Here is a 5,122-nt window from a genome sequence, read left to right as displayed (position 1 = left end):
AATACTGCTACACTAAGCAGTGCTGATACAATTTTTGAGTTATTCATCTTAATCCTTTTTATCTCTTTTTGTTACGATTTTAGTACGTAAAAATTGTAAACCTATTTGTGTTAACACATAGTTAATATATTAACTTTATTTATCATTATTAACGTCCGACGATCTCTCGGCAGATTGCCAAGTTATAAACTTTATCTTCATATTCAACATAGTGAGATGTAACGTCAACCGGAAAAATACGCCCCTCTTTGGTTCGATGGCGGCTCTCGAAATGCATAACTCGCTGTGCTTGCAGTCTCGGCCAAAATTCAGCCCATTCCTCGGGGCTCCAGTCCGGATCAATATCAAATACCCCCATCCCTCCGATCAACTGTTCCCTGCTGTATCCTAATTTTCGACAAGTGCCATGATTCACATAAACAAAAAGTGGACTGTTCTCTTCCATCAAAAGAATGGTATCTGAAAGGGCATCGAGAGAATAGGTCAGAAGACTCATTTGCAGTTCTGCTTCTTTTCGCTCCGTTATATCGCGGGATAGGACAAGAAATGCTCCGTCTGACTCATTTTTAGAAACAGAAAGTTCAAACCATCTCTCACCGTTCGCCACATTGATACGAATCGTTTTACCGAATGACAACCCTTTTTTATCCGCTTCGTCAATCGCTTCCATAACGCTCTTGGTCGCTTCGGTAGCGAGGAAATCACGGATATTATTGCCTAGAAGCATCTCTTTTTGAGCGGCCAATAACTCCTGATTTTGTGCCCATATCCCTAAATACGTCCCCTCTTTGTTCAGTTCAAATAGCAAATCAGGGATGGCATTGATGATCCCTTCATTAAATGAAAGTGCATCTTGAAGCTCTATCGTTCTCTCTTCGATTCGTCGCTCCAACGTCAAATTTAGTTCGTTAATCGTCTCTTCTGCCTGTTTGCGTGTGGTTATATCTTCGAGAAGTGCTAATACATAATCAACAGATCCATCCTCACGACGTACGCAGCTGACAGATAGATTGGTATAAACGATATGTTTATCTTTGCGCATAAACCGTTTTTGAATCATATATTCATCGATTTCGCCCCTCAAGAGTCGATCAAACTGCTCGAGATCGCGAGGTAAATCATCCGGATAGGTCATCTCTTCCCATGTAAGATGGGTCAGTTCATCGTGAGTATAGCCAAGCATTCGGTGGAGTTTTTCGTTGGTCTTCAGCCACCCTTTTTCGGGGGACGTGATTGCCATTCCGACAAGCTGGCGCTCAAAAAAGAGACGCATTTGCTCATTGTTTTTTTGTTCTTCGAGTAATCGACGTACTGTAATATCAGTGTGTGCTCCAACCATCCGATGAGGCGTTCCATCAGGGTTTAGAGATGTTTTACCGCGACTTTGAATCCACTTATAACTGCCGTCTTTGCATTGGATACGAAGGTCGACCTCATATAAACGGTGTTCAGGATCGGCAAAATGTTCTTCAAGCGCTTTTTGCACCCGATCACGATCATTAGGATGGATGTGCTCAAAAAATGCACTCGATTCGTTGGGAAACTCATCGCGTTCATATCCGATCATCTCTTTCCATCGATCGGAAAAATAGACGACATCCTCATCGATGATCCAGTCCCATAGTCCGTCGTTGGTCGCTGTCCATGCCAAATCCAACCGCTCTTTTAACAGAGCTGTTTCCTCTTTTAACGCCACTTCGTTGGTTATATCGACAAGATAGCCGATGTAATGGGTAATCGTTCCATCGTCATCCCTGATAATACGTGTCGAATCTTTGACCCATCGATAATCCCCTTTTTCGTCACGATAACGATAGGGTTTATGATCGAACGAGCTGCATTCACTGCAACTACCCGCTTTTTCGACTTCGAATGCCACCTGTGCAATATCATCGGGGTGAATTTGATCGGCATACATTAGTTTTCCGCTTGTATACTCATCAGGCATATAACCATAGAGTTTATGCAGATTACGGGAAACTGTCTCAACTGGCCAGCCCGCTTCATTTTTCCATACAAAAATGACGACGGGACCTTCTCGGAAAAGTTCATGATCGACGAAAGAGGAGTCAAATGGAAGCATCTCATGCCCTTTTTAAGGATAGTACTAAATTGTAGCATATCCATTCAGACAAAGAGATTTATGTTTATAAAATAGAGATCAGTTCGAAATAAAAAGACGTTTTGAAATCAAATACCCGATAGGTATTCCAACCGCTAATCCGACCAAATAAGGGAGTATGGATAGGGCATGGCTGTTATTTAGCGCAATAAATCCTAAAATCAAAAAAGCATAGGGAACCAAGCGATAAAGCGAAACCATTGCCGAAGCATTTTGGGTCGTGTTTTGGATGATATTGCCCTTTTGACGCGCTTTTTCCTCTTTTATCATCTGCTTAATGTCGGTAATCTCCGATTCACGTTCCTCTTCGTACAAGTCATACGGATCGTCCATCTCATCAATCGCATCTTTGAAATCGTCAATTTCGCTGCTTTCGACGCGGCTTTGAATCATATTTCGATACGAATAAAGCGATCCTGCAACAATAAGCATCGAAGAGAACATCGCGACTACAAAACTAATCATACATTAGTCCTCGTCGTCATCGTCATCAGCGCTTTTTCCCATGTTATAGCGCGGGTCTTTCGCTAACTTTTCGAACTCTTTGTATTGTTTGCTGTAGGCTTTGTAGACATTTAAAACAGCGGCGGCAATACCGATGGCGACACCGACCCATAAGAGCCACGTGATCCCTGTGAGTTTTTTAAGCCCTAAACCGATAGCAACCCCGATCAAGATTGCAACTACCATTGAAATACCTAATGAAAGGGTTTCAGCCCCTTCGATGATCGGTTTTAAACGGGGTTTTTGTTCTTCGTTTTCCATTACAGCTCCCCAAAAATTTTATCCGCTGCGGCAATCGTCTCTTCGATCATCGCATCGGTCGTAGCGGTACAAATAAATCCGGTCTCAAACTGTGAACACGCAAAATAAAACCCTGCATCCAACATCGCGGCATGAAAACAGGCAAAACGTGCGGTATCACTTTTCAACGCTTCGGCGAAATTACCGACCGCTGTATCGCAAAAGAAAAACCCGAACATCGAACCGCGAACATCGGTTTGCAATCCGATATTGTGTTTCGCAGCCGCAGAGGCAAAACCGCTCATCAAACGTTTCGCTCGCTCTTCGAGAACTCCGAATACACGGGCATTGGTTTTGAGTTTATTGATCGATGCAAGACCTGCCGCCATCGCCACAGGATTTCCGCTCAGGGTTCCCGCCTGATACACACCACCCTCAGGAGATAAATGTGCCATAATCTCGCGACGTCCGCCGAACGCACCCACCGGCATACCGCCCCCGATTACTTTTCCGAGCGTTACCAAATCGGGTTTGGTTCCCGTAATACTCTCCGCTCCATGCAAACACGCACGGAATCCGCTCATCACTTCGTCAAAAATCAGCAGTGCGCCGTACTCGTCACACACGGCTCGAAGTTCTGCAAGGAAATCTTTGGTCGCGGGGACGAGTCCCATATTCCCTGCAATCGGCTCAATGATGACACAGGCGATCCCCGGACTATCTTTAAAACATTGCTTGACACTTTCGATGTTGTTGTATTCGGCTAGAAGGGTATGTTTGGTAAAGTCCGCAGGTACCCCCGGAGAGCTCGGTGTTCCGAATGTCACGGCACCTGAACCCGCTTGAACGAGCAGTGCATCGCTGTGACCGTGGTAGCATCCGGTAAACTTGACGATGTCATCACGCCCAGTGAATCCGCGAGCAAGGCGGATCGCGCTCATCACCGCTTCGGTTCCGCTACTGACAAAACGGATTTTTTCAATCGAATCGTAAATAGAAATGATAAGCTCCGCAAGCTCCGACTCCGCTTCGGTCGGTGCACCGAAACTGAGACCGTGTTTGACCGCTTCGATCACCGCATTTTCGATAGATTCATCACGATGTCCGAAAATCAACGGTCCCCAGCTTTGGACATAATCGACATAACGGTTCTCATCGATGTCGACCAAGTATCCACCCTCTCCGCGTGCAATAAAACGGGGAATTCCCCCGACGCTTTTAAACGCACGAACGGGGGAATTTACACCGCCTGGGATAAGGTTTTGGGCTTTTTCAAAGGCTGCTTGAGAGTGTTCAATGCTCATAAGATTTCCTGCATATATGTTTTCGGTATTATAGAGTGTAAATGCTTTGGAGTTGCCTATAAACCTAATGTACGGTAAAATAATGAAAAAACAAGGTTTTGAATGGAATTTAAGGTCGATGCCACTTGCGGCAAAGCACGAGCGTGTACCATCACCACGGCACATTCGACGATACAAACCCCTATATTTATGCCGGTGGGGACGGTAGGTTCGATAAAAGCACTCGATATGTCCGATATGACCGATCTCTTAGATACTCAAATCATTTTAGCCAATACCTACCATACTTATTTGCGTCCCGGTGATGAAACCATCGCAAAGCTCGGAGGATTACACGGATTTACCACCTATCCCAACAGCTTTTTGACCGACAGCGGCGGATTTCAAGCATTCAGCCTCAGCGACATCTCCAAACCGACCGAATCGGGGATCGAATTTCGCTCGCATATCGACGGAAGCAAACACTTTTTTACCCCTGAAAAAGTAATCGACATCCAAAACAATCTCAACAGTGACATCATGATGATCCTCGACGATCTCGTCGCCCTTCCCGCAACGCAAGAGCGGATCAAAACCTCGATTCAGAGAACGACGCAGTGGGCGCAGCAATCAATCGACTACCACCGCAATAACCAAACCAAAGGGATCGGGATCAATCAAAATATCTTCGCCATCATCCAAGGGGGGACGGACTTTAATTTCCGCACCCAATCGGCAGAAGAGCTGTGTGCGATGGATTATGACGGATTCGCGATCGGCGGGTTATCGGTCGGCGAAGCCAATAACCTCATGTACGATACGGTAGAGCACACGACACCTCTCATGCCGAGCGACAAGCCCCGCTATCTGATGGGGGTCGGAACACCGGAAGATTTAGTCGAGAACATCGAGCGGGGCGTCGATATGTTCGACTGCGTTATGCCGACACGAAATGCCCGCAACGGAACCCTAT

Annotated in this window: 5 protein-coding genes; 1 reads left to right on the top strand and 4 read right to left on the bottom strand. The window is 45.7% G+C overall.

Annotated elements, in window-relative coordinates; translation table 11 throughout:
• Positions 1-148 precede the first annotated feature (148 nt).
• The 4 genes from VFW36_RS06025 to hemL all read right to left on the bottom strand — a co-directional run bounded on the left by VFW36_RS06025 (position 149) and on the right by hemL (position 4,170).
• Positions 149-2,083 carry a PAS domain S-box protein gene (locus VFW36_RS06025; RefSeq protein WP_329657909.1) on the bottom strand — a complete coding sequence of 645 codons (1,935 nt, stop codon included), beginning with the start codon at positions 2,081-2,083 and terminating at the stop codon, positions 149-151.
• A 78-nt stretch (positions 2,084-2,161) separates the two neighbouring features.
• Positions 2,162-2,587 (bottom strand): hypothetical protein, encoded by a 426-nt coding sequence (locus VFW36_RS06020; RefSeq protein WP_329657908.1) that lies wholly within the window; start codon positions 2,585-2,587, stop codon positions 2,162-2,164.
• Between the two features lie 3 nt (positions 2,588-2,590).
• Entirely contained in the window at positions 2,591-2,887 is a 297-nt protein-coding gene (locus VFW36_RS06015) for an AtpZ/AtpI family protein (protein WP_329657907.1), read from the bottom strand.
• A complete protein-coding gene (gene hemL / locus VFW36_RS06010; RefSeq protein ID WP_329657906.1) occupies positions 2,887-4,170 on the bottom strand; it encodes a glutamate-1-semialdehyde 2,1-aminomutase in 1,284 nt (427 codons plus the stop codon). Before hemL ends, VFW36_RS06015 begins: the two co-directional genes overlap by 1 nt.
• 102 nt (positions 4,171-4,272) lie before the next feature.
• Between hemL and tgt the strand changes: the two genes are divergently transcribed.
• Positions 4,273-5,122: tRNA guanosine(34) transglycosylase Tgt (gene tgt, locus VFW36_RS06005; protein WP_329657905.1), on the top strand; the 850-nt coding region annotated here is incomplete at its 3' end.

Origin of the sequence: Sulfuricurvum sp., assembly GCF_036279695.1 — a bacterium.
Lineage (GTDB): Bacteria > Campylobacterota > Campylobacteria > Campylobacterales > Sulfurimonadaceae > Sulfuricurvum.
This window is presented reverse-complemented; position numbering and strand designations above follow the sequence as displayed.